Raw genomic sequence first — 25,268 nt, 5'->3', positions numbered from 1 at the left:
GAACCGCAATACGTTAGGAGTGAGCGCCATGAGCCAGACCGTCTTTTGCCGTAAATACCAACAGGAGCTCGAAGCCTTGCCGTTTCCGCCGCTACCCGGTGCCAAGGGGCAGGAGATCCAGCAGACGGTTTCCAAGCAAGCCTGGGACGAATGGCAGGCGCAGCAGACCCGTCTGATCAACGAAAAGCACCTCAGCCTGCTGGACCCCGAAGCGCGTACCTACCTCATGGAACAGATGGAGCGCTTCCTGGATAACCGGGATACCGACCAGGCCGAAGGTTACGTACCCCCGAGCCAGTAGAGCAGGCCCGGTGGTCAGCATCTTTTTGAATTAAAAGGCTTGACCCAAACCGAAGAATTCGGTTTAATGCGTCCCCGTTGGAAGGGCCAGATAGCTCAGTCGGTAGAGCAGTGGATTGAAAATCCTCGTGTCGGCGGTTCGATTCCGTCTCTGGCCACCAATTTGCTGGGGTATAGCCAAGTGGTAAGGCACCGGTTTTTGGTATCGGCATTCGCAGGTTCGAGTCCTGCTACCCCAGCCATCGCTAACGGCTTTATGTTATGCCGACATAGCTCAGTTGGTAGAGCAACTGACTTGTAATCAGTAGGTCCCGGGTTCGACTCCTGGTGTCGGCACCATAGCTTAGCGACTGATTCTAAAGGCTTTTTTAGCCTTGAAAGAAACCGCCTCTCAGGGCGGTTTTTTTTTGTATGTGTCAACCAAGTGTCCACAGCGCTCGTTTAAACATCACAAATTCTGCACTCGGAAATCCGCCGAGCGAGCGATTTCATCGCCGGCGACCATGAAGCGGCCGTGTCCTCGATAATGCAGTGTGCGGGGAAGGTCGACCGAAGTGTCGACATGGGCTTTGACGATCTCCCAGATGAAAAGCTCATGGCGGTCTATCTGGCTGTCGTCGACCAGGCGGCACTCGAAGCTGGCATAGCATTCCTCCACGAGCGGCGTTGAGACGCTCTTGCCCGGAGTGGGTGTCAGCCCGAAGGTGTCGAATTTATCGAGCGTATCACCATCGCTATTGCCTACCCCGACCACGGCGTCGACCATTTCCAGTGTCGGTATATTGATCGTGCATTCGCGGCTTTCACGCACGAGGCGATGGCTGTGATTGGCGGCGGTGATCAGGCAAGCGAAGTGTGCCGGCGTGAAGCCGAGCATCATGTGCCAGCCCATCACCATCAGGTTACGTTCTGCCTGCCACTGCGAACCCACCAGTACGATGGGGCCGGTTTCCAGATGACAGCGGCATTGATCGAGGGGGAAGTCGGTCTTGCGTGGTGTCATACCTTCTCCTTGCACGATGGCACTCCGACTAAAATAGACCATTGCGGCAGAGAAAGGCGTTGGCGGGGACCAGACATAAATAAGCCCGGCCGAGGCCGGGCTGCGGACGTTGCGTCACTGCGTGTCCTGTCGAGCTCCTTTCGACCTCTCCACACTTCCTTGTGCGCGGTGCTGAGCACCGAGGTCGTATCCCTGCTCGACGGCGCCCACAGTGTCATAGGGTGCAGGTGGCTGGATTGATTTGAGTTAAATACCTGACAATTTTACTCAGATATTATCTGTCTCATTCTTTCAGTGGTGCCAATGCTGACCCGTTGCGTCGGCATTGGCTTACTAAAAAGACATCGGATATAGGTAAACGAGACGTCTCTAATGTGTTATGTTTTGTAACCGTGAGCCATGGACGGCGAGGAACCTTCAAGGAAGTCGCGATTCCATCGCGTAGTGGCTCACACTGCGTACGACGTTTTAGCCCTCCCGTTGCGGAGGGCTTTTTTCTGTCTGGAAGGTGGCGAATCGGGTCTTCCTACGTTTTTCCTGACCCTGAACGAAACAGGCCCATGCACGGGGCATGGGCCTGATCTGACGCCTTTCATGTGCCGAGCCATAATGCGCGCGGCGCAAAGCGTTTAACGCTTCATGAGGGCATCCAGAGCGGCGTTCAGCGTAGCGCTGGGCCGCATGACCTGGCTGGTCAGGTCATAATCGGGGTGGTAGTAGCCGTTGATTTCTACCGGCTTGCCTTGCACCTCGGTGAGCTCTTTGACGACCTTGTCTTCGTCGGCTTCGAGCGACTTGGCCAGCTCGCTGAACTGCTCCTTCAACTCGGCGTCTTCGTCCTGAGAGGCGAGTGCCTGGGCCCAGTAGAGCGAGAGGTAGAAGTGGCTGCCGCGGTTGTCGATTTCGCCGATCTTGCGTGACGGCGACTTGTTGCTGTTGAGGAATTCGCCGGTGGCTTGGTCCAGCGTCTTGGCGAGCACCTTGGCCTTGGCGTTGTCGTACGTCTTGGCGAGATGCTCGAGCGACGCGGCCAGGGCGAGGAATTCACCCAGCGAGTCCCAGCGCAGGTGGTTCTGCTCCAGGAGTTGCTCGACGTGCTTGGGCGCGCTGCCGCCGGCGCCGGTCTCGAACAGGCCGCCGCCCTGCATCAGCGGAACGATGGAGAGCATCTTGGCGCTGGTGCCGAGCTCCATGATCGGGAACAGGTCGGTCAGGTAGTCGCGCAGCACGTTGCCGGTGACGGAGATGGTGTCTTCGCCCTTGCGGGTACGTTCCAGCGAGAAGCGCATGGCATCTTCCGGCGACATGACACGGATATCCAGGCCGCTGGTGTCGTGATCCTTGAGATAGGTTTCGACCTTCTCGATCAGCTTCGCATCATGCGCGCGGTTGGCGTCCAGCCAGAAGATGGCGGGAGTGGCGCTGTCGCGAGCACGGGTCACGGCAAGCTTGACCCAGTCCTGAATCGGCGCGTCCTTGGTCTGGCACATGCGCCAGATGTCGCCGGCTTCCACGTCGTGGTTGAACAACTGATGACCGTTCTCGTCGGTGACGACAATGGTGCCGTCGGCAGCGGCCTGGAAGGTCTTGTCGTGAGAGCCGTACTCTTCAGCCTTCTGCGCCATCAGGCCGACGTTGGGCACGCTGCCCATGGTCGTCGGGTCGAAGGCACCGTTCTTCTTGCAGTCGTCGATGGTGACCTGATAGATGCCGGCGTAGCAGCGATCCGGGATCACGGCCTTGGCATCGTGCAGTGCGTCGTCGGCGCCCCACATCTTGCCGGAATCGCGAATCATCGCCGGCATGGACGCGTCGATGATCACATCAGAGGGCACGTGCAGGTTGGTGATGCCCTTGTGCGAGTTGACCATTGCCATCGGCGGACGCTCTTTGTAGAGCGCGTCGATGTCGCCCTTGATCGCGTCTTGCTGTTCGATGGGCAGGGACTCAATCGCGCTGTAGAGGTCGCCGATGCCGCTATTGGGGTTGAAGCCGGCCAGGTCGAGGGCATCGGCGTGCTTCTCGAGCACGTCCTTGTAGAACTCCTCGACCACCATGCCGAACATGATCGGGTCGGAGACCTTCATCATGGTGGCTTTCAGGTGCAGAGAGAACAGCACGCCGCGCTTCTTGGCATCCTTGATCTCGCTGTCGATGAAGTTGCGCAGACGGCGGCTGCTCATGCGTGAGGCGTCGACGACTTCGCCTTCCTGAACCGCCAGGCCTTCCTTGAGGATGCTGGTGGTGCCGTCTTTCTGCTTGAGCTCGATCTTGAGCTTGCCGGCTTTTTCGATGGTGGCGGACTGCTCGCTGCCATAGAAGTCGCCTTCGCTCATGTGCGCGACATGCGACTGAGAGTCGGCGCTCCACTCGCCCATGCGGTGCGGGTACTTGCGAACGTAGTTCTTGACCGACTGCGGTGCGCGGCGGTCGGAGTTACCTTCGCGCAGGACCGGATTGACCGCGCTGCCCTTGGCCTTGTCGAAAGCGGCCTTGATCGCCTGCTCTTCGTCGTTTTTCGGTTCGTCCGGATAATTCGGCAGCGGATAGCCCTGGCTCTGCAGTTCCTTGATCGCGGCCTTGAGCTGCGGGCCGGAAGCGCTGATGTTGGGCAGCTTGATGATGTTGGCTTCCGGCGTCTTGGCCAGCTCGCCGAGTTCGGCCAGGTCATCGCTGATGCGCTGCTCGTCGCTCAACAGATCCGGGAACTGAGCGAGGATGCGGCCGGCCAGCGAGATATCGCGAGTCTCGACGCTGACACCGGCCGTGCTCGTATAAGCGGCGATGATCGGAAGCAGGGAATGGGTCGCCAGCGCGGGGGCTTCATCAGTGAGCGTATAGATGATCTTCGGCGTGTTGGACATTTGGATATTGACCTCTCTTGTCACAGCGGTTGCACGAATCTTCAGCGGTGCGGGGTGGCTTAGGGCGATACAAGTGCTTGCCGGCGATCTTGGGCAGCCCCGCTCGTGCGGCGATGATGCCGTCCCCCGCGAAAGCGCTTGGATCATCATGCAGATGGTGAATTCGGGTGGCCCGTCATGGTGCCGGCGACCCAGCGGTCGTGCCAGATTATACCAGTGCAGTGTTTGTTGCGCATATACACTGTCGACAATCTTGTATCCAGAAGGCATGCGCTTGTCGAGCCTAGCGACCGCTGCGAGACTCGCGGGCGTTGCGTCATGATAGTCGGGCATGGCCGTAAAGAGGGAGGCGATATGACATTTCTGATTGGCGTAGTCATTCCATTGCTGGTGCTGGTAAGCGTCTGGTGGGGCGCACGAATAGCGCTCAAGCACCTTGTCGCCCGGGACCAAGCGACACGAGAGCGCATGGCTTGGGCCATCGCGGCGGTCGTTGCGGCATTGATTGCGGTGTACCTCTGGCTGCTGCTGACCATGCCGGTATTGCCTGAATAGGACGGCTAGTGCAGTCGGAAAAAGACCCTATTGGTTCAAAAACATGCTGGCGATTTGACAGAACGTTAAGTCTTGTCTAACTTTTAGGTGTCGTCGAGGGCAACGGCCACCAAGATGTGGCGTCAGGGATTAAAGTTGTTCTCAACCGGCAGGAAGCCGGATGACGGTATTCATAGCGCCAGGAAAGGCAACGTGAATATCTGCGCTTTAGCGCTAATCCATAGGCATGGATGCCAAAAAAACGCTCATAAGGAATTTGAGCGTGCTATACAGATCAAATTCTGTACAAGTTATAAGGGCGAGGCTTCAGGGTCGCGCCCTTATTGCGTTTGAGGGCTGAGCGGTGCGCAAGTACTTGCTGCCCATGAGGCTTGTTTGGCCACGCGAACCTGATTATCATCATGCGCCGTTGCCGGTGTAGCTCAGTTGGAAGAGCAACGCACTCGTAATGCGTAGGTCGGTGGTTCGAGTCCACTCACCGGCACCAGCCAGACATCTGCAAACCGCCGTCACGGAAATCCCGGTCGGCGGTTTTGTGTTTCATGCCTGATCCTCTGGCATCCTGCCGGATTCCTCTGGAGTTTGCGCCGCACGCTTTGCGGCACCGCCTGTCCTCTCCTAACGTTAAGGTTGATCGAGCTGCCTGACACGGCCCGGCCCCGCACAATGCTTTCTGATGGTGAGCGCCCGCCAGCGCCAAATTGTGCGCCTCGGGCGTCGCCCAAGAACCATGCCAGCCCTGACTGGTGAATGGCGAGGACAAGACATGGATGACCGTGAGCGCCTCAAGACTGAGGTTTCGTATTTTGATCCCCAGCGACACCCCGCATCGCCATCGCGGCGACGCTTTCTAAAATCCGCCGGTGTCTCCGGGCTCGCAGTGGCGGCCGCGCCGGCGTTGTCGTCGGTGAGCTATGCCGGCTCGCCGGATGGTCCCGATACCCAAGCCGAGGCACCCCCTGCCGAAGGCCAGCGTCGCATCACGCTGACCGTCAACGGCCGGCGCGAACAGCTCGATGTCACGCCCAACGTGATCCTGCTCGATGTGCTGCGCCACGGCCTGCAATTGACCGGCACCAAGAAAGGCTGCGACCACGGCCAGTGCGGTGCCTGCACGATCCTGGTCAACGGCACGTCCATCAATTCCTGCTTGAGTCTTGCCGTGACCCACGACGGTGACGAGATCACCACCGTCGAAGGGCTAGAGCAGAACGGCCAGCAGCATCCGTTGCAGCAGGCGTTTCTTGAGCACGATGCCTATCAGTGCGGTTACTGCACGGCGGGTCAGATGATGAGCGCGCTGGCGATCCTGCAGGATGACGACATCGGTACCCGCGATGCCGACGTGCGCGAGGCGATGAGCGGCAACATCTGTCGTTGCGGCGCCTACAAGAACATCGTCGCGGCGATTCAGTCCGCTCGCGGTGCAATGCAAGGGGGCAACGCATGAGACATTTCGATTACGCCCGTGCCGAAAGCGCGCAGCAGGCGGTGGCGGCGCACGGCAGTGAACGCGACGCCGCCTTTTTGGCGGGGGGGACCACGCTGCTCGATCTGGTCAAGCTCGACGTGATGCAGCCGCAGAAAGTGGTCGATATCAACGGCGTCGACCTGAATACCATCGAACGCTTCGATGATGGCCGGCTGCGTATCGGCGCGATGGTGACCAACACCGCGCTGGCCCGTGATGAGCGCGTGGTCGACGACTATGCGGTGCTTTCCCAGGCATTGCTAGCCGGCGCCTCGACCCAGTTGCGCAACAAGGCCACCACCGGCGGTAACGTCATGCAGCGCGTGCGTTGCCCCTATTTCCGCGATGGCGTCTCCGCCTGCAACAAGCGTGAGCCGGGCAGCGGCTGCGCGGCCATCGGCGGCGTCAATCGCAGCGTCCACGCGGTGCTCGGCACCAGCGACAACTGCATTGCGACGCACCCCTCGGACATGTGCGTGGCGATGGCCGCCATCGGGGCCACCGTCGAGGTACAGGGGCCGGAAGGCCGGCGCGAGATCGATTTCGCCGACTTTCACCTGCTGCCCGGTGACACGCCGGCACGTGAGCATGCGTTGGAAGCGGGCGAGTTGATTACCCACGTGACACTGGACGCGCCACTCGAGGGCAGCCGGTCCGCCTATCTCAAGCTGCGCGATCGCCAGTCGTATCAGTTCGCGCTTGCCTCGAGTGCAGTGATCGTACGCATGGACGGCAATACCATTCGCGAAGCGCGGGTGGCCATGGGCGGTGTCGGCACCAAGCCGTGGCGCGCGCCGGAAGTGGAAGCGGCGCTCAAGGGCAAGAACGCCAGCGAGGCGCTGTTCGCGGAGGCGGCCAAACGCGCCTTCGAGAACGCCGTCGCCTACGCCCACAACGGCTACAAGATTCCGCTCGGCCAGCAGGCCATCGTGCGTAATCTCACCGACCTGACCGCCGCCTGAATCGCCCGCGAGGAGAATGGAACATGAGCGACACGGATACGAAAGAGCCCATTATCGGCGCGGGCGTGCCGCGTATCGACGGCCCCGACAAGCTCGCCGGGCGCGCCAACTACGCCGCTGACAATTTACCGGCCAACATGGCCTACGGCTACGGCGTCTTCAGCACCATCGCCAAAGGCAAGGTGACGCGGCTGGATGTCGATGAGACGAAGCGGATGCCGGGCGTCATCGATATCTTCCACCACGGTCATTTCCCGTCGCTGTACCGCACGCCGTCGAGCTTCGTGCAAGGCAACAAGGTGGAGGAGACACGGCTGCCGTTCGAGGATGAGCGCGTTTACTACGAGGGCCAATTCGTGGCGCTGGTGGTCGCCGACAGTTTCGAGAACGCACGTGCCGCCGCGCGCCACGTCAAGGTGGAATACGCCGCCGAATCGGCCGTCGCCAACCTCGCCCAGGGCCTCGAGGACAACGGCACGCAGGCAGGTGGCGGTCACTCGCGTGGCGATGCCGCCTCGGCCTTTGACAGTGCCGACACGACCATCGACGTCACCTACCACACGCCGGTGGAAACCCATAACCCGATGGAAATGCACGCCTCGGTGGCGTACTGGGATGCGCAGGGCGATCTGACCATCTATGACGCCTCGCAAGGCGTCGTGGTCGAGCGCAATGCGCTGGCCAAGATCTTCGCCATCGCGCCCGAGCGCATCACGGTACATGCGCCCTATATCGGCTCGGGCTTCGGCAGCAAGTTGTGGACCTGGCCGCATGCGATTGCCACGGCGGCGGTGTCGCGTGAACTGGGTCGCCCAGTGCAGCTCGTCGTACCGCGTCAGCAGATGTTCACCACCACCGGGCATCGGCCGGAAACCCGCCAGCGCATGCGCTTGGCGACCGACGGCAACGGCAAGCTGGTGTCGCTGCGTCACGAAGCGATCAACACGACCTCGTTCACCGACCAGTACGTGGAAACCTGCGGCAGCGTGACCAAGAGCCTCTACAGTTGCCCCGATCTGACGGTGAGCCATGCCACGACGCAGGTGAATCGCGGCACGCCGACCTCGATGCGTGCACCGGGGGCGGCGCCAGGGCTCTTCGCGCTGGAATCCGCCATCGACGAGATGGCGCTGGCGGCAGGTGTCGACCCGCTCCAGTTTCGCCTCGATAACTACGCCGAGCGTGACGAGAGCCAGGATCTGGATTTCTCCAGCAATCACATCGTCGAGGCGACGAATCGGGCGGCGGAGAAATTCGGCTGGGCCGACCGCAATCCGCAGATCGGCAGCATGCGCGAGGGCCGCGAGATCGTTGGCTACGGCATGGCGGCCTGCAACTGGGAAGCGCTGAAACGCCCCTGCGATGCACGCGTCTCGCTGCGTGCCGATGGCACCGTCTTCGCTTCCTGCGCGACCCAGGATATCGGCACCGGCACCTACACCATCGTCGCCCAGGCGGTGAGCGATGTGACCGGGGTGCCGTTGGATCGTATTACCGTCAAGCTGGGGGATTCCTCCTACCCTGATGGCCCTATTTCAGGCGGCTCCTGGGCCACGGCGACGACGCTCCCGGCAATCGCCGGCGCGGCACGCAATGCGCTGGACGAGCTCAAGCGTTATGCCACGGGTAGCAATGGCATCTTCGCCGAGGCCAGCGCGGACGATCTGAGCGTGGCCGATGGTGCCCTGCGTTATGACGGCAAGCAGGCGAGTTTCGCCGAAGTGCTCGACGCCGCGCGTTACGGCAGTGCCGATGGCGAAGCGCATACCGAGGCTGCCGACTCGCAATACTCCTACCGCTCCTTCGGTGCGCATTTCGTCGAGGTACGCTGGGACCCGGGCATCTCGCATCTGCGCGTGGCGCGGGTGGTCAGCGCCATCGACGTGGGCAAGGTGATCAACGCGACCACCGCGCGCAACCAGGTCGAAGGCGCGGTCGTGATGGGCATCGGCATGGGGCTTTTCGAAGCCACCGAGTACGACGAGCGCAACGGCCGCCCCGTGAATAACGACTACGCCGAGTACGTGGTCCCGGTACACGCCGACCAGCCGGAGATCGACGTCATCCTGCTCGATTATCCCGATCTGGCGTTCAATGAATACGGCGCACGCGGCATCGGCGAGATCGGCATTACCGGGCTGGCCGCCGCCATCGGCAATGCGGTGCACCACGCCACCGGCAAGCGTATCCGCGAGCTGCCCATCACTCTCGATAAGCTGATGGACGACGTCCCCCAGGCGCAAAGCGCCTAAGGATAGCCGGGGTCAGCGCGTCGCGCCGTCGTCCGATGGCGTGATGCGTTGCAGGTCAGCGGGCGTGTCGATGTCCAGCAGGATGCCGGGGTCATCGACCTCGACTTCGCGGTAGCGTTCGGGGTGCTGGCGGATAAGTCGCCGCGCCCCGGCGTCACCGTCCAGGCGTGTGAGTGCTGGCCAGAACGCGCGCCCGAATAGCACCGGGTGGCCGGGGTGACCGGCGTGGCAGGGGCGCAGAATGTGTTCGGCGTCGGCGAGACGCTGTAGGTGAAGCAGGGTATCGCACCGTATGGCGGGCATGTCGCCGAGAAGGATCGCCGCCGCCTGAACGTCGGCGAGCGCTGGGTCGTGCGTGAGCGCCGTGAAGGCTTCGGCCAGGCTGGCGCCCAGGCCGTGCTCGGCACGTGTCGCGCGAATCAGCGGCGTGTCGTCGGCGAGTCCCAGGCAAGCGGGATCATCTCCAGTACGCAGCACCACGCGATGGTATGTGAACGCTGCGCGCACTTTGGCCAGTGAGGCGCCCAGCAGCGTGCCTTCCCAAGGCCCGCTCGCGCGGCGTTTGTCCGCATCGCCGTACCGCCGCGACTCGCCGGCGGCCATGACGATGGCGACCACCCGCTCAGAGCGCATCGCGCGTCTTGCCGCGTCGCACGCGCACGATATCGGCCATCACCGCCAGCGCGATCTCGGCGGGCGTCTTGCTCCCCAGCGCCAGGCCGATGGGCATGTGCAGGCGCTCGATATCTTCCTCGCTGAGCCCACCGACGCGCAGCAGGCGTTCGGCGCGTGCCGTGGAGGTACGCCGCGAGCCCATGACGCCGATATAGAATGCCGGTGTGCGCACGGCTTCGATCATCGTCAGATCGTCGAGGCGCGGATCGTGGGTCAGGGCGACCACGGCCGTCGCCGCATGACATTCCCCCGAGGCAATGAACGAGGAAGGCAGCGTGACCTGCGTCTGGACGCCCGGTATCGCGACATCCCGCCAGGCTTCCTCACGCGGGTCGCAGACGATGACCTCGAAGCCCAGCGAGCGCGCGAATTCGGCACAAGCGATCGAGACCGGCGAGAGGCCGGCCACGATCAAGCGCGCCACTGGTCCCAGGCGTACTCGGGCTTGGTGCGCCTCAAGCGTTACCCGGGGGCCTTCGCTGTCGTCATCGGCAAGCGTTGCGAACCCGGTGGCGAGATCGACCTCGCGAATGGCCGGGCGCTGCCCGCTCAGGATGTTGTACAAGGCCTCGAGGTGGGCGAGGTGCTCGTAGGTTGGCGGCAGTCGCTCGATCATGACATCGAGAATGCCGTCGCAGGGCAGGGTGACCGTCGGTCCCTCGGCGTGACCATCACCGTAGCGCAGCGTGGTGACCGACGACTCGAAGGCGCCCTGTGTCAGGCGCTCGAGGAAGTCCTCCTCGATACAGCCGCCCGACAAGGAGCCTTCATGGCGGCCATCCGCGCGTGCGACGAACAATGAACCGGGCTCGCGGGGTGACGAGCCGAACGTCGCCAGCACCGTGCACAACCACACCGTTTCACCGTCGCGGGCCCAGTCGAGCGCTCGCTCGATGACCTGCAAATCCAAGTGTTGCATGCTCAATACGCTCACCCATAACTGTGTTGCCATGCCTCGCCGATACCTGCCCTGGCGGGGCACGGTAAGCATTTCATGGGCCTACTATACCGCGCATGACGTGCCCTGTGGGCGCAGCCTGGTGACAGCTAGCCGGGCAACAGGCGCCGTCGTTTGGGGGCGGCAGGCCGCGCGCCGGGAAAACGATGCTCGATGAGGCGCATCACGCTGGTGAGCACTAGGGTCAAGGCGAGATAGATGCCGGCGATGAGCAGTAGCGGCTCGTATACCAGGAAGGTTTCGTCGCGCACCATATTGGCGGCCTTGAGCAGATCCATCAGCGCGATGGTCGAGACCAGCGGCACCGACTTGAGCAGCAGGATCAACTCGCCGGTCAGTGTGGGCAGACACATCTGGATGGCGCGCGGCAGCCACAGCCGATAGAGGATCTGCCAATGGCTCAGGCCGAAGGCGCGGCCGGCGGCGAGCTCGCCCTCGGGCACGCTCAATAGCGCCCCGCGCAGGACCTCGCCCGTGTAGGCCCCAACGCTCAGCGTGAAGGTCAGCGCGCCGTAGAAGAACGGATCGCGCAGCAGCGGCCAGATCAGGCTCTCCTGCAGGCCGGGGATCTCCGGCAGTAAACGCCCCACGCCGTCGTAGAAAAAGAAGAGCTGTACCAGTAGTGGCGTGCCGCGTACGACCGTGGTCAGGCCGGTGACCAGCATCGCCAGCGGGCGTGGGCCGCGCAGGCGGATCATGGCGAAGGTCACCGCCAGCGCGAAACCGCAGACGGCCGACACGGCGACCAGCCACAGAGTATTGACGAAGCCGGTCCACAGGGCCTTTTGATAGAACGGATCACTCAACCAGGAAAAGTCCATGTCTGGGGGCTCCTAGGTGCTGGGTTGGCCGCGGCGGACGTGACGCTCCGCGCGGGCGAACAAGGCGTTGGAGCCCAGCGTCATGACCAGGTAAAGCGCCCCGGCGAGGGCGTAGAACAAGGCATAGTCGCGGGTGCTGGCGGCCGCTTGTTGGGCGGTGAAGAACAATTCCTCGAAGCCGATCACGCTGATCAACGCGGTGTCCTTGACCAGAATCAGCCACAGGTTGGACATCCCGGGCAGCGCGTTGGGCAGCATGCCGGGAAGCACGATGCGATAAAAGCGTGTCGGGCGCGAAAAGCCATAGGCGTCGGCGGCTTCCAGTTGTCCTTTGGGGATCGCCTGGATGGCGCCCCGGAAGACCTCGGTCATGTAGGCCCCCTGAACGAAGGCGAGCACGCCCACGGCGGTGACGAAGCCGCTGATCTCGATGTGCGTGTCGCCGCCGAATTCGGCAAGCAAGGCGTTGAGTGCCTGGCTGCCGGCGTAATACAGCAAAATGATCAACAGTAATTCAGGAATGGCGCGGACCAGCGTGGAATACGCCGTGCCCAGGCCGCGTAGAGGGCGCCAGGGGCTGAGGCGTGCCGTGGCGCCAAGTAGCCCCAGGCCGAGCCCGATGGCATAGGCCAGCAAGGCGATTTCCAGGGTCACCAGGGCGCCTTGCAGTATCGGGCCGAGCCATTCCAGCAGGCCATCGCTATGATCGCTTGGCATGGTCGAAGTCTCGCAGTGTCAGAAACGGGACCGGCCGGGCGGCGCCCGGCCGGAAGGTCGCGAGGCGGCTTAGCTGCCGCAGATATCGGTGCCGAAGTACTGCTGGGAGAGCTCGGCGCAGCGACCGTTGTCGATCACGCTGGCGATCGCGGCGTTGAGCTTCTCGCGCAGGGCGTCGTCTTCCTGGCGCAGGCCGATGCCCACGCCGTCGCCGAAGGCATCGTCACGCGGCGCGGTGGCACGGATTTCGAAGTCCTGGGCGGCGTCGCGTTCGAGGAATTCCGTCATCGCGATCTTGTCGGCGAGGCTGGCATCGACACGCCCGGCAAGCAGGTCGCGATTGGCCTGTTCCTGCTGGTCGTAGACCTTGAGTTCGACCCCGGTGTCGGCCAGCGAGCGGCGCGCGAAGGTGGCGTTGGTGGTCGAGCCCTGAACGCCGAGGATCTTGCCGCCCAGGTCCTCGGGGATTTGCATGTCGTTGGCCTTGGCGGTGACGTAGGCCGAAGGCGTGAAGTAGTACGGATCGCTGAAGGCGATGACGCGCTTGCGCTTCTCGGTGATCGACAGCGAATTCATGATCATGTCGATCTTGCCGCTGTTGAGCGCGGGGAAAATTCCGCCCCACCCGGTCGGCGTGATCTCGCACGCGGCGTCCATCTCCTTGCAGAGCGCCTGGCCTAGTTCGACCTCGAAGCCGGTCCAACTGCCGTCGGCATCTTTGTAGGTGAACGGCGGGTAAGGCTCCGCCGAAATGCCGATCTTGAGCGGTTCGTCCGCCATCGCCGAGGTTGCGCTCAGCGCCAGCAGGACGACGCCCGCTGTCTGCATCAAGGTTGCTTTCAGGTGCTTGATCATCATGGTTCCCCATCGTTGTTGTGTCGGGCCGTGAGGGCCCGGGATGATATGGCGCCGCTGGCGGCGTCATGTGAAAGGCTCAGGCCACGCTCGAGACGAACTGACGGCAGCGCTCGCTGGTCGCAGTCTCGAAAACATGCGCTGGGGTGCCGATTTCCTCGACGCAGCCCTGGTGCAGGAAGGCCACCTGATGAGAGACGTCGCGGGCGAAGCCCATCTCGTGGGTGACCAGCAGCATGGTTCGGCCTTCCTCGGCAAGGCCGTGGATGACGCCGAGGACCTCGTTGACGAGTTCCGGGTCGAGGGCCGAGGTGGGTTCGTCGAACAGCAGCACCCGCGGCTCCATGGCCAGGGCGCGAGCGATGGCGACGCGCTGTTGCTGCCCGCCGGAAAGATAGGCGGGGTATTGGTCGCGCTTGTCGGCCATGCCGACCCGTTCCAAGTAATGCTCACCCAGTGTCACGGCGTCGCGTTTGGACAGGCCCCGCACGCGCATGGGCGCCTCGATGACGTTGCCGAGCACGCTCAGATGCGGCCATAGATTGAACTGCTGGAAGACCATGCTGACCTGGGTACGCAGGCGTTGCAGTTGACGACGCTTGATGCCGATGCGAGTGCCTTGGGAGGCGCTGTGGCGAGTGTCCTGGGAAAAACTCAGTGACTCGCCGGCGATGGTCAGATGGCCACTGTCGGGCGTTTCGAGGAGGTTCATGCAGCGCAGCAAGGTGCTCTTGCCGGAGCCACTGGAGCCGATGATCGAGACCACGTGGCCTTCATGCACGTCGAGGGAAACATCCTTGAGGACTTCCAACTCGGCGTAGCGCTTGACCAGGTGACGGGCCTCGATGGCCAGATTGTTGTGATTAGCGGTCATAGGCGGTGTCGGGGGCAAATCTTGTGTTAGCCATACCCCTCCTGCAGTGGGTGAAAAGATCGCGCCCCGGCAAACTCGCCCGGGGCGCGTGAGGGTCATGCCTCGACCGTCGCTCGACATTCATCGGCGCAGCGCGCCAGGCGTCGGCAGGCCTCGCGCAGGCGCTCGGCGCCCACCGTCAGGCTCAAGCGCACGAAGCCCGCCGCCGAGGGGCCGAAGGCGTCGCCAGCGAGTGCCGAGACGCCCTGCTCGTCGAGCAGGCGGTCGGCGAAGGCTTGCGCGGAAAGCCCGGTGCGGCGGATATCGATCATCATGAACATGCCGGCTGCCGGGCACAGCGCCTCGACGTTCGGGCTATCGGCGAGCGCCTCGAGCACGGTGTCGCGACGTGTCCGGTAGGCATGACGCATCTCGGCGAGAGCTGCAGGCGGATTGGCCAGCGCCTCGCAGGCGGCGTCCTGAATGAAATCGGGACAGCCGTAGAGCATGCACAGCGCCAGGTGGGTCAGGTGCTGGATCAAGGGTTCGGGGCCGATCACCCAGCCCAGCCGCCAGCCGGTCATGGCGTGCGACTTGGAGAGGCTGTTGACGATGACGGTGCGCTCACGCATGCCGGGCAGGCTATCCGGCGAGAACGGTTCGCCGTCGTGGATCAGCTCGGCGTAGACCGCATCGGAAAGCAGCCACAGGTCGTGCTCGCGGCACAGCGTGGCCAGTGCCTCCCAGTGGGAGCGCGTGAACACCTGGCCGGTGGGATTGTGCGGGCTGTTGAGCAGCAGTGCCCGGGTGCGCGGAGTCACGGCGGCGGCGAAGTCGGCCGGGTCGGGCTGGAAGGCGTTCGCCGCGCGCAGCGGGACGCGCACCAGAGTTGCGCCCGCGGCTTGCAGGGCCGCCTCGTAGGTGACGTACATCGGCTCGGGCACGATCACCTCGTCGCCGGGATCGAGCACGCACTGCGCCACGGCATACAGGCCGCACTGCGCGCCGGCCAGTACCGCCACGTTGTCGGCGTGGGTCGCCGGGGCGCCGCCGGTTTGGCGATGGTGGTGGGCGATCAGTTCACGTAGCCGCGCCTTGCCCTGTACATCGGCATAGTGCGTGGCGCCGGCACGCAAGCTATCGACCGCGCTGTCGACGATGGGGGTTGGCGTGGCGAAATCCGGATCGCCCACCGAGAGGATGATCACATCCTCGCCCTCGGCCTGAAGAGCCAGGGCGCGGTAGTGGATATCCCAGGCGGCGGCGCCTTCGCCGGCGATGCGCTGGGTCAGTCGAGAGTAGTGCATGCAGGTTCCTCGTTGGCGTCGTCGGAGCGTTACACGCCGTGCGTTACAAGCTGGCCTTGACCGCTGCCAGGCCGGGCTCACCGTCACGCGTGGTCACGCCGTCGAGGAACTTGGCCAACTCGGCGGGATGGTTTTGCAGCCACTCGTGAGCGACCGTCTCGAGCTCGCGCTCTTCCAGACCGTATTCGCGGATGAAATCGCTTTGTTGCGCGGCGCTGAGCACGAATTGATCGAGCAGGCGCATGAGGTTGGGGTTGGCCTCACTGAAAGGCTTGGCGACGATGGTGCGCACGTCACTGCGGCCCTGGTTCTTGCCATAGATGCCTTCGGGATCGTCGAGGATATGCATGTCGAATTCCGGCACCATCCAGTGCGGCGTCCAGCCGTAGAAGGCGATCCAGCGCTTTTCGTCGTAGGCGCTGCGCACCGCGCTGAGCATTCCTGGCGTCGAGGACTCCAGCAGTTCCCAGTCGCCCAGGCCGTAGGTGTCGTCGCGCTGGGCGTCGTGGATGAAGTCGCTGACCGTCGAGCCGCTCTCGATGGAGTAGTAGCGCCCATCGAAACGTTCGCGGTTCTCGGGGTCGTCGAGCTGCTCGGCGCTGGTCACGCCGGCATCATAGACATAACCGGGGACCGCGAAGCCCATGCGCGCGCCGGTGACGTTGTTGCCTAGGTCGACGATGCTGCCGTCGTCCATCGCAGCGTCGTAGCTATTCTGCTGGGCGGGGAGCCAGCCGGCGAGAAAAACGTCGCTGTCGCCGGTTTGCAAGGTCTTGTAGCCCACCGTGCTGCTGAGTTCCTGGCGCTCGTTGGTATAGCCCAGCGGGGCGAGGATCTGCGCCATGATCTCGGTCTTGACCGTGACGCCGGGCCACGGTGGGGCGATGAAGGAGACCTGGGTAGCCTCGTCGGTGGCATGGGCGTGGGCTGCCAAGGGCAGCAGGGCAAGGGCGGCCATCAGCCGCGTGGTGGTGCGTCGCATGAGCTCTCCTGGTGAATACGATGAATTCAAGCGGACCATCGGTGCGCCTCGACCTCGATCAGAGTCGGCCCGGGTGCCTGGCGCGAGGCGCTTAACGCCTGATGCAGCGCGGCTCCCGTCGAGACACGCACGCCGTAACAGTCGAGCGACTTGGCCAGCGTCACGAAGTCCGGTGCGGGCAGGTCCACGCCGAGGCGGGGAACGTCCTGGGCATCCATGTAGCGACGGATCTCGCCATAGCCGGCGTTATTCCAGATCACCACCGCCAGGGGCACGCAGCACGCGCGGGCGGTGGCGAGTTCGCCGAGGGTGAACATGAGCCCGCCGTCGCCGACCAGTGCGATCACCGGGCGTTCGGGCACGCCCAGTGCCGCGCCCAGGGCGGCGGGCAGGCCGTAACCCAGCGTGCCGTAGCCGGTGGCAGAGTTGAACCAGCGGCGTGGCGCAGGCATCTCGGCGATGAAGTTGCCGGCGTAGACCGGCCCCGTGGAGTCGCCGACGATGGTGGCATCGGGCAGCGCCTCGCGCAGTGTATCGAGGAAGCCGGCATAGGGCGCGACATCGTCGGCGTCACGCAGCGCCAGCGTTGTCCTGGTGTGTGCAACACGCTCGGCGCCGGCGCGCGAGGCCTGCGTCGGCAAGCGTGCGAGCAGTCCCAGGGCGACCTCGCCGACATCGGCGAGCAGGGCGAGATCGGCGGTCTGGTTACGCGCCAGTTGCTGGGCGTCGATGTCCACGCGGATCAGCCGTCCCTTGAGGTGGAAGCCGCTGTCGAAGGTCAGGTCGTAGTCAGTCTCACCGAGTTCCGTGCCCAGCGCCAGCACCACATCGGCGTGGCGCGCGAGTTCGCGTCCGGCGGGCAGGCTCGCGCAGGCACCGAGATCCAGCGGATGCTCGCATCCCAGCACGCCCTTGGCGTTGATGGTGGTCATGGCGGGGGCGTCGAGGCGCTCGACGAGGGCACGTACCGTGTCGCTGGCAGCGGCGCAGCCGCCCCCGAGCAGCACCAGTGGGCGCTCGGCGTCGGCCAGCCAATCGGCGGCCCAGGCCAGCGCGGCATCCGGCGCCGCCGGTGGGAACACCTCGGTGGTCTTAGGCACGAGCGCCGGGCAAGCCTGCGGCATCACGTCCAGCGGAATCTCGATGTGCACGGGGCCGGGGCGGGCGCTCTTGAAAATGGCGAATGCGCGGGCCAGCACCTCGGGCAGTGCCTCGGGCGTCTGCAGGGTGTGGCTGAACACACTGACGCCGGCCAGGGTGCGTTGCTGGTCGGGCAGCTCGTGAAGGCGTCCCTGGCCGCGCCCCAAGGTATCGCGGCGATTGACGCTGGAAATCACCAGCATCGGCACCGAGTCGGCAAGCGCCTGGCCCATGGCGGTGGCGATATTGGTCATGCCCGGCCCGCTGATGATGAAGCAGGCGGCCGGTTTGCCGGTCGCTCGGGCGTAGCCGTCGGCCATGAAGCCGGCGCCTTGCTCGTGGCGCGGTGTGACGTGCTTGAGGCCGCTGTCGGGCAAGCCGCGATACAGCTCCACGGTATGCACGCCGGGGATGCCGAAGACGGTGTCGATACCGTGGGCGACGAGCAGGTCGAGCAAGCGTTGGGCGCAATTGCTCATGGCGTGCCCTCGACGCTGGCTGTCTCGCCGAACGGCGGCCGCGACATGACACGCTCGACCATGGGTATGAAGTCCTCGAGGGGACGGGTGGGATAGTCGGGGTCGAAGGAGCACTGATCCCACTCATCGCAGAAGCGTACGGTGCGCGCGTAGGCCGGATGCTCGCGATAGGCATCGCGGGCGTGTGGGTCGAGGCCGTAGAAGGTGCGGTAGTGATAGCCCTGAAACAGCTCGTGATGCCGGATCATCCACACGTTGAGCGGGTCGATGAACGGCTCGAGGATCGCCGCGGCGATTTCCGCGTGATTGGCGGGCGCCAGGTCATCGCCGATGTCGTGAAGCAGGGCGCAGACCACGGTTTCCTCGTCGGCACCGGCGTCGAGCGCTCGAGTTGCGGTCTGCAGGCAGTGTTCATAGCGGTCGACGGGATAGCCGTGGGTATCGCCCTTGAGGCGCAAGAGATGCTCGAGCACGCGGCGGCAGGCATCGTTCTGGTAATGCTGGAAATGCGCGTCGATCAGGGCCCAGTCGTCGCGGGTGCTCTCGTCGAAGCGGGTAAACGTCGCCTGGTTCATGCGTTGGCTCCTTGGGCGGATCGCGGTGCGTCATCATTGGCGCTGCCGGCGCGCTGGGTGGCGAGTACGCGACGCCGGCTGGCGGTGCTATCGCGATCGACATAGCCCTGGCGCAGATGACGCACGCCGCCTTCGAGCTGGTAAGCGGTGCGTCCGTGCAGCAGCCGGTAGTTGTCCATGATCAGCATGTCGCCGGGGCCGAGTTTGAGATGCACGGTCAACGCTTCATCGGTGATCAAACGATAGAAGCGCTGCCGCGCGGCGTAGTAGCGCTCCAGCAGGGCCGCGTCGTGGGCGGCGATGCGTTCGGTGCGGTTGGAGTAGCGTACGCGCGCCAGTTGCCCTTGGCTGTCGAGTTCGATCAGTGGACCTTCGCTCGCCAGATCGGTGGTGGCGTCGGTATAGCGAAACTGTGTCGAGAGGCGTGTCAGGCAGTCGAATTCCTCGGGCGCTTCGGTCTTGAGGCGCTGCGCAGCCATGAAACCGTCGGTGAGCGTGCTGTCGCCCCCGGCGGCGGCATTACTCAGGCAGTGCAGCCAGATGTAGCCGGGAATCGGATCGCGATAGGGGTTGTCGGTGTGCGGCTCGAGCCCGCGTTGCGTCATGGTCAGATCGTAAGCGTTGGCCACCGATTTGACGTCGGCGATACCGCCCCAGTTGGTGCGGCGCAGCGGGCCGATGCGGTCGATCAATGGCTGCATGCCGTCTTCCTCGCACGGTACACCGCTTACCTTGACGAAACCGTAACGGTGCAAGGCCTCGAGCATCGCCAGCAGGGCGTCGTCGTCCTTGAGCGCCGCGTCGAAGCGGGCCTGGGGCAGTGTCTCGAGATCGGCGTCCCATAAGCTGAGCCCGGGCGCGACGTCGGCATTGTCGGGCGCGGCGTCGGTGAGCAGGGCGTCCAGCGCATAGGTGGTGGTGTGATCATCGCTGAAGCGCACGTGTAGGGCCTGCGCGTCGCAGCTTGCCGACTCGATCTGCAATGTCAGCGGCAACTGGGCGGCCTCGATCAAACGCTGCCCGGTGCGGGTGTCGAGCGTGGCTGCATCCGGTGCGCGCTCACGCAGCCAGAGGGCGGCGAATTCACGCCGCTGGCCGGCGGCGTTCAGAATCAGACGGCGCCCTTCGTCCTGGAGTTCGACGTCGGCGGAAATGGACATGAACGATGCTCTCCACTGCTGGCATGGGATCGACTGCCCCGGCGTGCGAGCCAAGGCGTTTCCCTACCCTAGGCGGATTGAGCGAACGTGATTTGCACTAATTCGCCATTTAATAGACGATTCTGGCCATGAGCGAGAATACTAGAACCGATTGGCCCTATCCCCGTCCCGAGCAACCGCCGGTTCCCAGGCCCGGCGACGCGGCGCATACCGTGAATGTCTGGTTGGTGCCCAATTTCTCGATGCTGACGCTTTTTTGCCTGCTCGAGCCGTTGCGCGTGGCCAACCGTTTCGGTCGTGAGTTGTTCGCCTGGCGGCTGCTATCGGCGGATGGCGACCCTGTGGTGGCCAGCAACGGCGTGCGTATCGAGGTCGAGGGCGTCCTGGCGGAACACGCCCTCGGCGATTTGTTGATGGTGATTTCTTCGTACGAGGCGGAAGTCAGCGTGACCGGTGCCGAGCGCGCAGTGCTACGGCACGTCGCGGCGCATGGTGGGCGTGTCGGTGGGCTCGATACCGCGCCATTCATCCTCGCCCGGGCGGGCTTGCTCGATCAGCATCGCGTGGCGCTGCACTGGGAAAGCGTGCCGGCTTTCCGTGCGGAGTTTCCGCATATCAGCGTCAGCGAGGCGCGTTTCGAATTCGCCGGGCAGCGTTTGACTGGCTCCGGCGGCGCAGCGGGTATCGACATGATGCTGCAATGGATCGAACACGATTACGGGCCGGCGCTGGCCAATGCCGTGGGGCGGCAGCTCGTGCACCAGCGCGTTTCCGAGGAAGAAGCCTGGAAGGCCGGCGCGGCGCGTACCCTGGAAGATTTGCCGCGCAGCGTGGTGCGCGCGCTGGCGGTGATGGAAACCCACCTCGATCAGGTCTTGTCGATCCCCGAGATATGCCGTCTGATCGGCCAGTCCCAGCGGCAGTTGACGCGTCTTTTCATGGCGCATTTCGGCGAGACGCCCAAGCAGTGCTATGTGGGGATGCGCCTCGACTATGCCCGGCGGCTGCTCGCCGATAGTCGCTGCCGGGTGACCGAGGCCGCCTTGACCAGCGGTTTCGTGCATTTGGCACACTTCTCACGCGTTTACCAGGCACGTTTCGGTGAGCGGCCCAGCGCGACGGCTGAGAGAGGTACCGTGTAGAGAGGCACCGTGTGAAGCGCCGGCGGGCGCGTTAGACTCGGGGCTTCGCCGTCGCGGCGCTTTATCATTTGTGAGGAGTCTGCATGTCCACCCAACCCTTCGTGACTCGCCTGGCCGATGGCGGTGTCTTTCCCCATATGCTGGGCAAGATCGTCTGCGTGGGTCGCAACTACGCCGCGCACGCCCGAGAACTCGACAACCCGGTGCCCGGTGCGCCGCTATTGTTCATCAAGCCCGCCACCAGCGCGGTCCCCATGGCACGCGACATTGCCGAGCAATTCACGCGTGGCGAGGTGCATTTCGAAACCGAGTTGGCGCTGCTCATCGGCAAGCGGTTGAGTGGGGCCAGTGCCGAGCAGGCCCCGCGCGCCGTCGCCGGGCTTGGCCTAGCGCTGGATTTGACGCTGCGCGACGTGCAATCGCAATTGAAGGAAAAGGGCCATCCCTGGGAAGTCGCCAAGGCCTTCGACGGCGCTTGTCCGCTGACGCCGTTCGTGGCGTTGGATGAGGTGCCCGACTGGGCGGATTTGCGCTTTACGCTGGAGATCGACGGCGAACGCCGTCAGACCGGCGAGACGCGTGACATGCTGTTCGCCATTCCTGAGCTATTGGCCGAGATGTCGCGGCATTTCACGCTGCAGCCCGGCGATGTGGTGCTCACCGGCACGCCGGCCGGGGTCGGGGCGCTACCCCGCAATGCCCAGCTATCGCTGTGGGGCTCGTTCGGGCTCGAGGCGTCCACGCAGACGCGGTGACGTAGATTCGGCGTCACTCCAGAGATTCGGCGTCACTCGAGGTAGGTGTAGCCTTCCAGGCCGGCGGCGAGGTCGCGCATGAAGTCATCACGCTGGGCATCGCTCAGCGCGCTGTTTTTGAGCTGGTGCGATAGACGCTGGCTGAGTTCGTCGGCGTCGAAGTTCACGTAACGCAGCACGTCGGCGACGGTATCGCCCTGTTGGTGATTGCTGAGTCGCCATTGGCCGTTAGCGTCCAGCGTGGCGTCCACGGCGTCGGTGTCGCCGAACAGGTTGTGCAGATCGCCGAGGATTTCCTGATAGGCGCCGACCAGAAATAGCCCCAGCAGCTTGTCCTCGCCGTCCTGCCATTCGGGTAGCGGGAGCGTCGCTTCCAGCCCCTGACCGTCGACATAGCAGTCGATGCGCCCGTCACTATCGCAGGTGATGTCCTGGATCACGCCGCGCCGTGTGGGCGGGCGGTCGAGGCCGGTGAGCGGCAGCACCGGGAACACCTGGTCGATGCCCCACACATCGGGCACCGACTGGAACAGCGAGAAGTTGACGAACAACTTGTCGGCGAGCTTCTCGGCGAGTTCATCGGCGATCTCGCGGTGCGCGCGATTGCGCGGGTCGAGCTGTGCGCTCAGGCGTCGGCAGGCGGCGAAGTAGACCGTCTCGCCCTCGGCGCGCGCGTTGAGGGTAGCCAGGCCCAGCACGAAGCGATCCTGCAGTTCGCCGATGGCCTGCACTAGGTCGTGGTAGGCCTCGGCGAGGCCGCGCGGGTCCTGCGTGGTATTCAGCTTGGCGTGGACGCGCCACAATTCATCGAGTTCGGCATCGCCGCCGAGGCGTTGCGTGGGCGCTTCCTCGCTCAAGCGTTCCTCGCCGATGACGTTGGTGATCAGCACCGCGTGATGTGCGGTCAGGGCGCGCCCCGATTCGGAAATCAGATGCGGATGCGGCAAGCCTTCGGCGTCGCAGGCCTGACGAAAGGCCCACACCACGTTGCTGGCGTATTCGTGCATCGAGTAGTTGATCGAGCAGAAGCTCCGCGAGCGTGTGCCTTCGTAGTCGACCCCCAGGCCGCCACCGACATCGACGGTATCCACCGGAGCGCCGAGCGCACGCAGGCTCTGATAGAAGCGTGCACATTCGCGCAGGCCGCGCTGGATGTCGCGGATGTTGGCGATCTGCGAGCCGAGGTGGAAATGCACCAGTTGTAGGCTGGCCAGGGCATCGGCCTCACGCAGGCGCTCGACGACGTCGAGGATCTGGCTGGCGGTGAGTCCGAACTTGGACTTCTCGCCACCCGAGTTCTGCCACTTGCCCTTGCCCACCGAGGCTAGCCGTGCGCGTAGGCCGATGCGCGGCGTGACCTGCAGGCGTTCGGCTTCCTCGAGAATCAGCGTGAGTTCGGAATGCTTCTCGACCACCAAGTAGACGCGATGGCCGAGCTTCTCGCCCATCAGCGCCAGGCGCACGTATTCGCGATCCTTGTAGCCGTTGCAGACGATCAGCGAGGGGCCGTCTCCCGAGAGCGCCAGCACCGCCAGCAGCTCCGGCTTGCTACCGGCCTCGAGGCCGACCCGCCCATGGCCGCGCGCCTGGGTGGCGAGCATTTCTTCCACCACGCGGCGCTGCTGGTTGACCTTGATGGGATACACGGCGGTGTAGCCGCCCGCATAGGTTTCATCCTGCATGGCGGTATCGAAGGCGGCGCACAGTTGTTCGACGCGGTCATGGAGGATGTCGGTGAAACGCACCAGCACCGGCAGACGCAAACCCGCTTGGCGCAACTCGTCGACCAGGGCCTTGAGCGGCAGGGCGGGGCCTGCGGTGTCGCTCCCTCGCGGACACACGACGGCATGGCCGGCGTCGTCGACGTCGAAGTAGCCGCTGCCCCACTGATCGATGTTGTAGGTGCGGCGGGCCTGATCGGCGGGCGAGGTCATGGCGCACTCCTGGACGGGCCGGCGCGGCCCGGTGAACGAACGGGCTGGCATTATGCCGCTCGCATGCGGGGCTGCAAAGAGGCGCCGGCGCGTTCAGCGCAGAATAAACAGCACGCCGAGCGTGGCGGCACTGGCCATGCCGAGATGCGTGAAGGCCTCGCCGAATGCGGCATCCAGGCGCTCGGAAGTCACGCCTTTGCGCTGCAGGGCGTCACCCAGTAGTGCGCTGCAAAGGCCGAAGGTGAGCAACAGGGCGGGCACCGTGCCTTGGGATTGCCAGGCCAGGCCCGTGAGTGCCAGGGCCAGCGACGCGCAGCCGTAGCGCAGGTAGCGATGCTGGGTGGCAGAGACGACGCGAAGGGGGCGTAAGGTCGTAACGACGTGCGTGAAGGTGGGCATGGCGAGCTCCCGTCCAAGGCGGAGCGTCGTGCTCCGCCGTCAATGACGTGTTGTCGTTTCCAGCCTATGCCGCGTTTCTTAAAGGAGTCTTACGGCGCGCAGACGCCTTACCGCGTAGGTGATGGGAGCGGGCCGGCGGGCGGCAAGGGCGGGGCGCCGTGTTCGAGGCGCATCGCGAGCATGTGGCGGTACTGGCTGGGGTCCTTGGGCGTGAGGTCGTGCGCGGGCGGGTCGACGTAGACGACCAGCAGCCGCGAGAGCCAGTAGCGCAATGCCGTCATGCGCAGCATCACCGGCCACAGCGTCTGCTCGGTTTCGGTCAGCGGACGGCGCGCCTGGTAGGCGCCGAGGAGCGCCGAATAGCGCGCATCGTCGAAACGGCCGTCGGCAGCGCTGGCCCAGTCGTTGACGACGATGGCCAGATCGAAGAGCAAATCGCCCGTGCAGCCGTTGTAGAAGTCGATGATGCCGCCCAGCCGGTCGCCGTCGAAGAGGGTGTTGTCGCGAAACAGGTCGCCATGGATCGCCCCTTGGGGAAGCGACGAGGCATCGCCGAAAATGCCCTGATAGGCGTCGATCTCGTCGCTCATCAAGCGCTGATCGGCCTCGGACAGATAGCTCATGACCTTGTGTTGCGCGCTGGACAGCCAGTGCAGGTCGCGGGGGTTGGGGCGCTGGCCTTCGAAGTGCTGCGAGACCTTGTGCATGCGCCCCAGGGCATCGCCGAGTTCACGGCACTGAGCGAGCGTCGGTGATTCGGGATGCCGACCCGGAAGGCGCGGGAACAGCAGCGCCGGACGCTCTGCGAGCGTTTGCAGGGCGACGCCATCACGATCGTGAACGGGCCCCGCGACAGGCAACCGGTGTTCGTCGAGATAGTCGAGCAACGCCACGAAGAAGGGCAGTTCGTCGCTTTCGCCCTGCTCGAACAGGGTGAGCACGAAGCGTCCCTGGTCGGTGGTGACGAAGAAGGTGGAGTTCTCCGTCCCACTGGGCACGCCTTCCAGCGTGGTTAACGTGCCGATAGCGAAACGCTCGAGAAAGCGTTCGACCTGGGTCTCGGTCAAAGGAGTGAATACGGCCATGTGTCTCTCGCCCGGGGTGCCAAG

Annotated in this window: 23 protein-coding genes and 4 tRNA genes; 11 read left to right on the top strand and 16 right to left on the bottom strand. The window is 64.2% G+C overall.

The genetic code is table 11. From position 1 onward, the window contains the following. Positions 1-28: 28 nt before the first annotated feature. The 4 genes from OP494_RS12005 (at position 29) to OP494_RS11990 (ending at position 639) form a co-directional block, all read left to right on the top strand. A complete protein-coding gene (locus tag OP494_RS12005; protein ID WP_246901259.1) occupies positions 29-301 on the top strand; it encodes an oxidative damage protection protein in 273 nt (90 codons plus the stop codon). 84 nt (positions 302-385) lie between these two features. Then, positions 386-461: transfer RNA gene (locus OP494_RS12000), tRNA-Phe, on the top strand. A 6-nt stretch (positions 462-467) separates the two neighbouring features. Continuing rightward, positions 468-542 (top strand) — tRNA-Gln (locus OP494_RS11995). Positions 543-563: 21 nt separating this feature from the next. Continuing rightward, positions 564-639 (top strand) — tRNA-Thr (locus tag OP494_RS11990). Positions 640-748: 109 nt separating this feature from the next. Here the strand turns inward: OP494_RS11990 and OP494_RS11985 are convergent. Both OP494_RS11985 and OP494_RS11980 read right to left on the bottom strand, forming a co-directional pair. Beyond that, a complete protein-coding gene (locus OP494_RS11985; RefSeq protein ID WP_280541036.1) occupies positions 749-1,303 on the bottom strand; it encodes a flavin reductase family protein in 555 nt (184 codons plus the stop codon). A 629-nt stretch (positions 1,304-1,932) separates the two neighbouring features. After that, positions 1,933-4,167 (bottom strand): NADP-dependent isocitrate dehydrogenase, encoded by a 2,235-nt coding sequence (locus tag OP494_RS11980; RefSeq protein WP_280541035.1) that lies wholly within the window; start codon positions 4,165-4,167, stop codon positions 1,933-1,935. Between the two features lie 354 nt (positions 4,168-4,521). Here OP494_RS11980 and OP494_RS11975 point away from each other — a divergent pair, with 354 nt between their 5' ends. The 5 genes from OP494_RS11975 (at position 4,522) to OP494_RS11955 (ending at position 9,407) form a co-directional block, all read left to right on the top strand. Then, on the top strand, positions 4,522-4,722 hold the full coding sequence (locus tag OP494_RS11975) for a hypothetical protein (protein WP_280541034.1): 201 nt from the start codon (positions 4,522-4,524) through the stop codon (positions 4,720-4,722). 411 nt (positions 4,723-5,133) lie between these two features. Continuing rightward, positions 5,134-5,209 (top strand) — tRNA-Thr (locus OP494_RS11970). 279 nt (positions 5,210-5,488) lie between these two features. Beyond that, complete coding sequence (locus OP494_RS11965; protein ID WP_280541033.1) at positions 5,489-6,172, top strand: 2Fe-2S iron-sulfur cluster-binding protein; 684 nt, start codon at positions 5,489-5,491, stop codon at positions 6,170-6,172. Beyond that, positions 6,169-7,155, top strand: a complete 987-nt coding sequence (locus tag OP494_RS11960; RefSeq protein WP_280541032.1) for a xanthine dehydrogenase family protein subunit M — start codon at positions 6,169-6,171, stop codon at positions 7,153-7,155. Before OP494_RS11965 ends, OP494_RS11960 begins: the two co-directional genes overlap by 4 nt. 23 nt (positions 7,156-7,178) lie before the next feature. After that, positions 7,179-9,407, top strand: coding sequence for a xanthine dehydrogenase family protein molybdopterin-binding subunit (locus OP494_RS11955; protein ID WP_280541031.1), 2,229 nt, complete (start codon positions 7,179-7,181; stop codon positions 9,405-9,407). A 12-nt stretch (positions 9,408-9,419) separates the two neighbouring features. On the opposite strand, the gene OP494_RS11950 is transcribed toward OP494_RS11955, so the two are convergent. From OP494_RS11950 to OP494_RS11900, 11 genes are all read right to left on the bottom strand, one after another. After that, the gene (locus OP494_RS11950) at positions 9,420-10,040 is read right to left on the bottom strand and encodes a nucleotidyltransferase family protein (RefSeq protein ID WP_280541030.1); all 621 of its coding nucleotides are present in this window, start codon (positions 10,038-10,040) and stop codon (positions 9,420-9,422) included. Further along, complete coding sequence (locus tag OP494_RS11945; protein WP_280541029.1) at positions 10,030-11,001, bottom strand: XdhC family protein; 972 nt, start codon at positions 10,999-11,001, stop codon at positions 10,030-10,032. The genes OP494_RS11950 and OP494_RS11945 overlap by 11 nt, the downstream gene beginning before the upstream one ends. A 128-nt stretch (positions 11,002-11,129) precedes the next feature. Continuing rightward, positions 11,130-11,861, bottom strand: coding sequence for an ABC transporter permease subunit (locus OP494_RS11940; RefSeq protein WP_280541028.1), 732 nt, complete (start codon positions 11,859-11,861; stop codon positions 11,130-11,132). Positions 11,862-11,873: 12 nt separating this feature from the next. Next, complete coding sequence (locus OP494_RS11935; RefSeq protein ID WP_280541027.1) at positions 11,874-12,578, bottom strand: ABC transporter permease subunit; 705 nt, start codon at positions 12,576-12,578, stop codon at positions 11,874-11,876. A 69-nt stretch (positions 12,579-12,647) separates the two neighbouring features. Further along, positions 12,648-13,436 carry a transporter substrate-binding domain-containing protein gene (locus tag OP494_RS11930; protein WP_280541026.1) on the bottom strand — a complete coding sequence of 263 codons (789 nt, stop codon included), beginning with the start codon at positions 13,434-13,436 and terminating at the stop codon, positions 12,648-12,650. A 76-nt stretch (positions 13,437-13,512) separates the two neighbouring features. Then, positions 13,513-14,307 (bottom strand): amino acid ABC transporter ATP-binding protein, encoded by a 795-nt coding sequence (locus OP494_RS11925; protein ID WP_280541025.1) that lies wholly within the window; start codon positions 14,305-14,307, stop codon positions 13,513-13,515. A gap of 95 nt (positions 14,308-14,402) precedes the next feature. Then, entirely contained in the window at positions 14,403-15,593 is a 1,191-nt protein-coding gene (locus OP494_RS11920; RefSeq protein WP_280541023.1) for an aminotransferase class I/II-fold pyridoxal phosphate-dependent enzyme, read from the bottom strand. Between the two features lie 43 nt (positions 15,594-15,636). Then, positions 15,637-16,575: an ABC transporter substrate-binding protein gene (locus OP494_RS11915; protein WP_280541021.1), complete on the bottom strand. Its 939-nt coding sequence runs from the start codon at positions 16,573-16,575 to the stop codon at positions 15,637-15,639. Between the two features lie 26 nt (positions 16,576-16,601). Next, positions 16,602-18,194, bottom strand: a complete 1,593-nt coding sequence (locus tag OP494_RS11910; protein ID WP_280541020.1) for a 5-guanidino-2-oxopentanoate decarboxylase — start codon at positions 18,192-18,194, stop codon at positions 16,602-16,604. Next, entirely contained in the window at positions 18,191-18,769 is a 579-nt protein-coding gene (locus OP494_RS11905; protein WP_280541019.1) for an HD domain-containing protein, read from the bottom strand. The genes OP494_RS11910 and OP494_RS11905 overlap by 4 nt, the downstream gene beginning before the upstream one ends. Next, a complete protein-coding gene (locus OP494_RS11900) occupies positions 18,766-19,929 on the bottom strand; it encodes a TauD/TfdA family dioxygenase (RefSeq protein ID WP_280541018.1) in 1,164 nt (387 codons plus the stop codon). The genes OP494_RS11905 and OP494_RS11900 overlap by 4 nt, the downstream gene beginning before the upstream one ends. Positions 19,930-20,057: 128 nt before the next feature. On the opposite strand from OP494_RS11900, the gene OP494_RS11895 reads away from it, so the two are divergent. Together OP494_RS11895 and OP494_RS11890 are read left to right on the top strand one after the other, a co-directional pair. Beyond that, positions 20,058-21,071: a GlxA family transcriptional regulator gene (locus OP494_RS11895; RefSeq protein WP_280541017.1), complete on the top strand. Its 1,014-nt coding sequence runs from the start codon at positions 20,058-20,060 to the stop codon at positions 21,069-21,071. Positions 21,072-21,154: 83 nt separating this feature from the next. After that, positions 21,155-21,826, top strand: coding sequence for a fumarylacetoacetate hydrolase family protein (locus OP494_RS11890; RefSeq protein WP_280541016.1), 672 nt, complete (start codon positions 21,155-21,157; stop codon positions 21,824-21,826). 32 nt (positions 21,827-21,858) lie between these two features. Here OP494_RS11890 and speA read toward each other — a convergent pair whose 3' ends face one another. The 3 genes from speA to OP494_RS11875 all read right to left on the bottom strand — a co-directional run bounded on the left by speA (position 21,859) and on the right by OP494_RS11875 (position 25,244). Next, positions 21,859-23,760: a biosynthetic arginine decarboxylase gene (gene speA / locus OP494_RS11885; RefSeq protein WP_280541014.1), complete on the bottom strand. Its 1,902-nt coding sequence runs from the start codon at positions 23,758-23,760 to the stop codon at positions 21,859-21,861. 93 nt (positions 23,761-23,853) lie between these two features. Continuing rightward, positions 23,854-24,159, bottom strand: coding sequence for a hypothetical protein (locus OP494_RS11880; protein WP_280541013.1), 306 nt, complete (start codon positions 24,157-24,159; stop codon positions 23,854-23,856). 107 nt (positions 24,160-24,266) lie between these two features. After that, positions 24,267-25,244: a homoserine kinase gene (locus tag OP494_RS11875; RefSeq protein WP_280541012.1), complete on the bottom strand. Its 978-nt coding sequence runs from the start codon at positions 25,242-25,244 to the stop codon at positions 24,267-24,269. Positions 25,245-25,268: the final 24 nt, after the last annotated feature.

It is taken from the genome of Chromohalobacter sp. 11-W (genome assembly GCF_029889905.1).
Lineage (GTDB): Bacteria > Pseudomonadota > Gammaproteobacteria > Pseudomonadales > Halomonadaceae > Chromohalobacter.
This window is presented reverse-complemented; position numbering and strand designations above follow the sequence as displayed.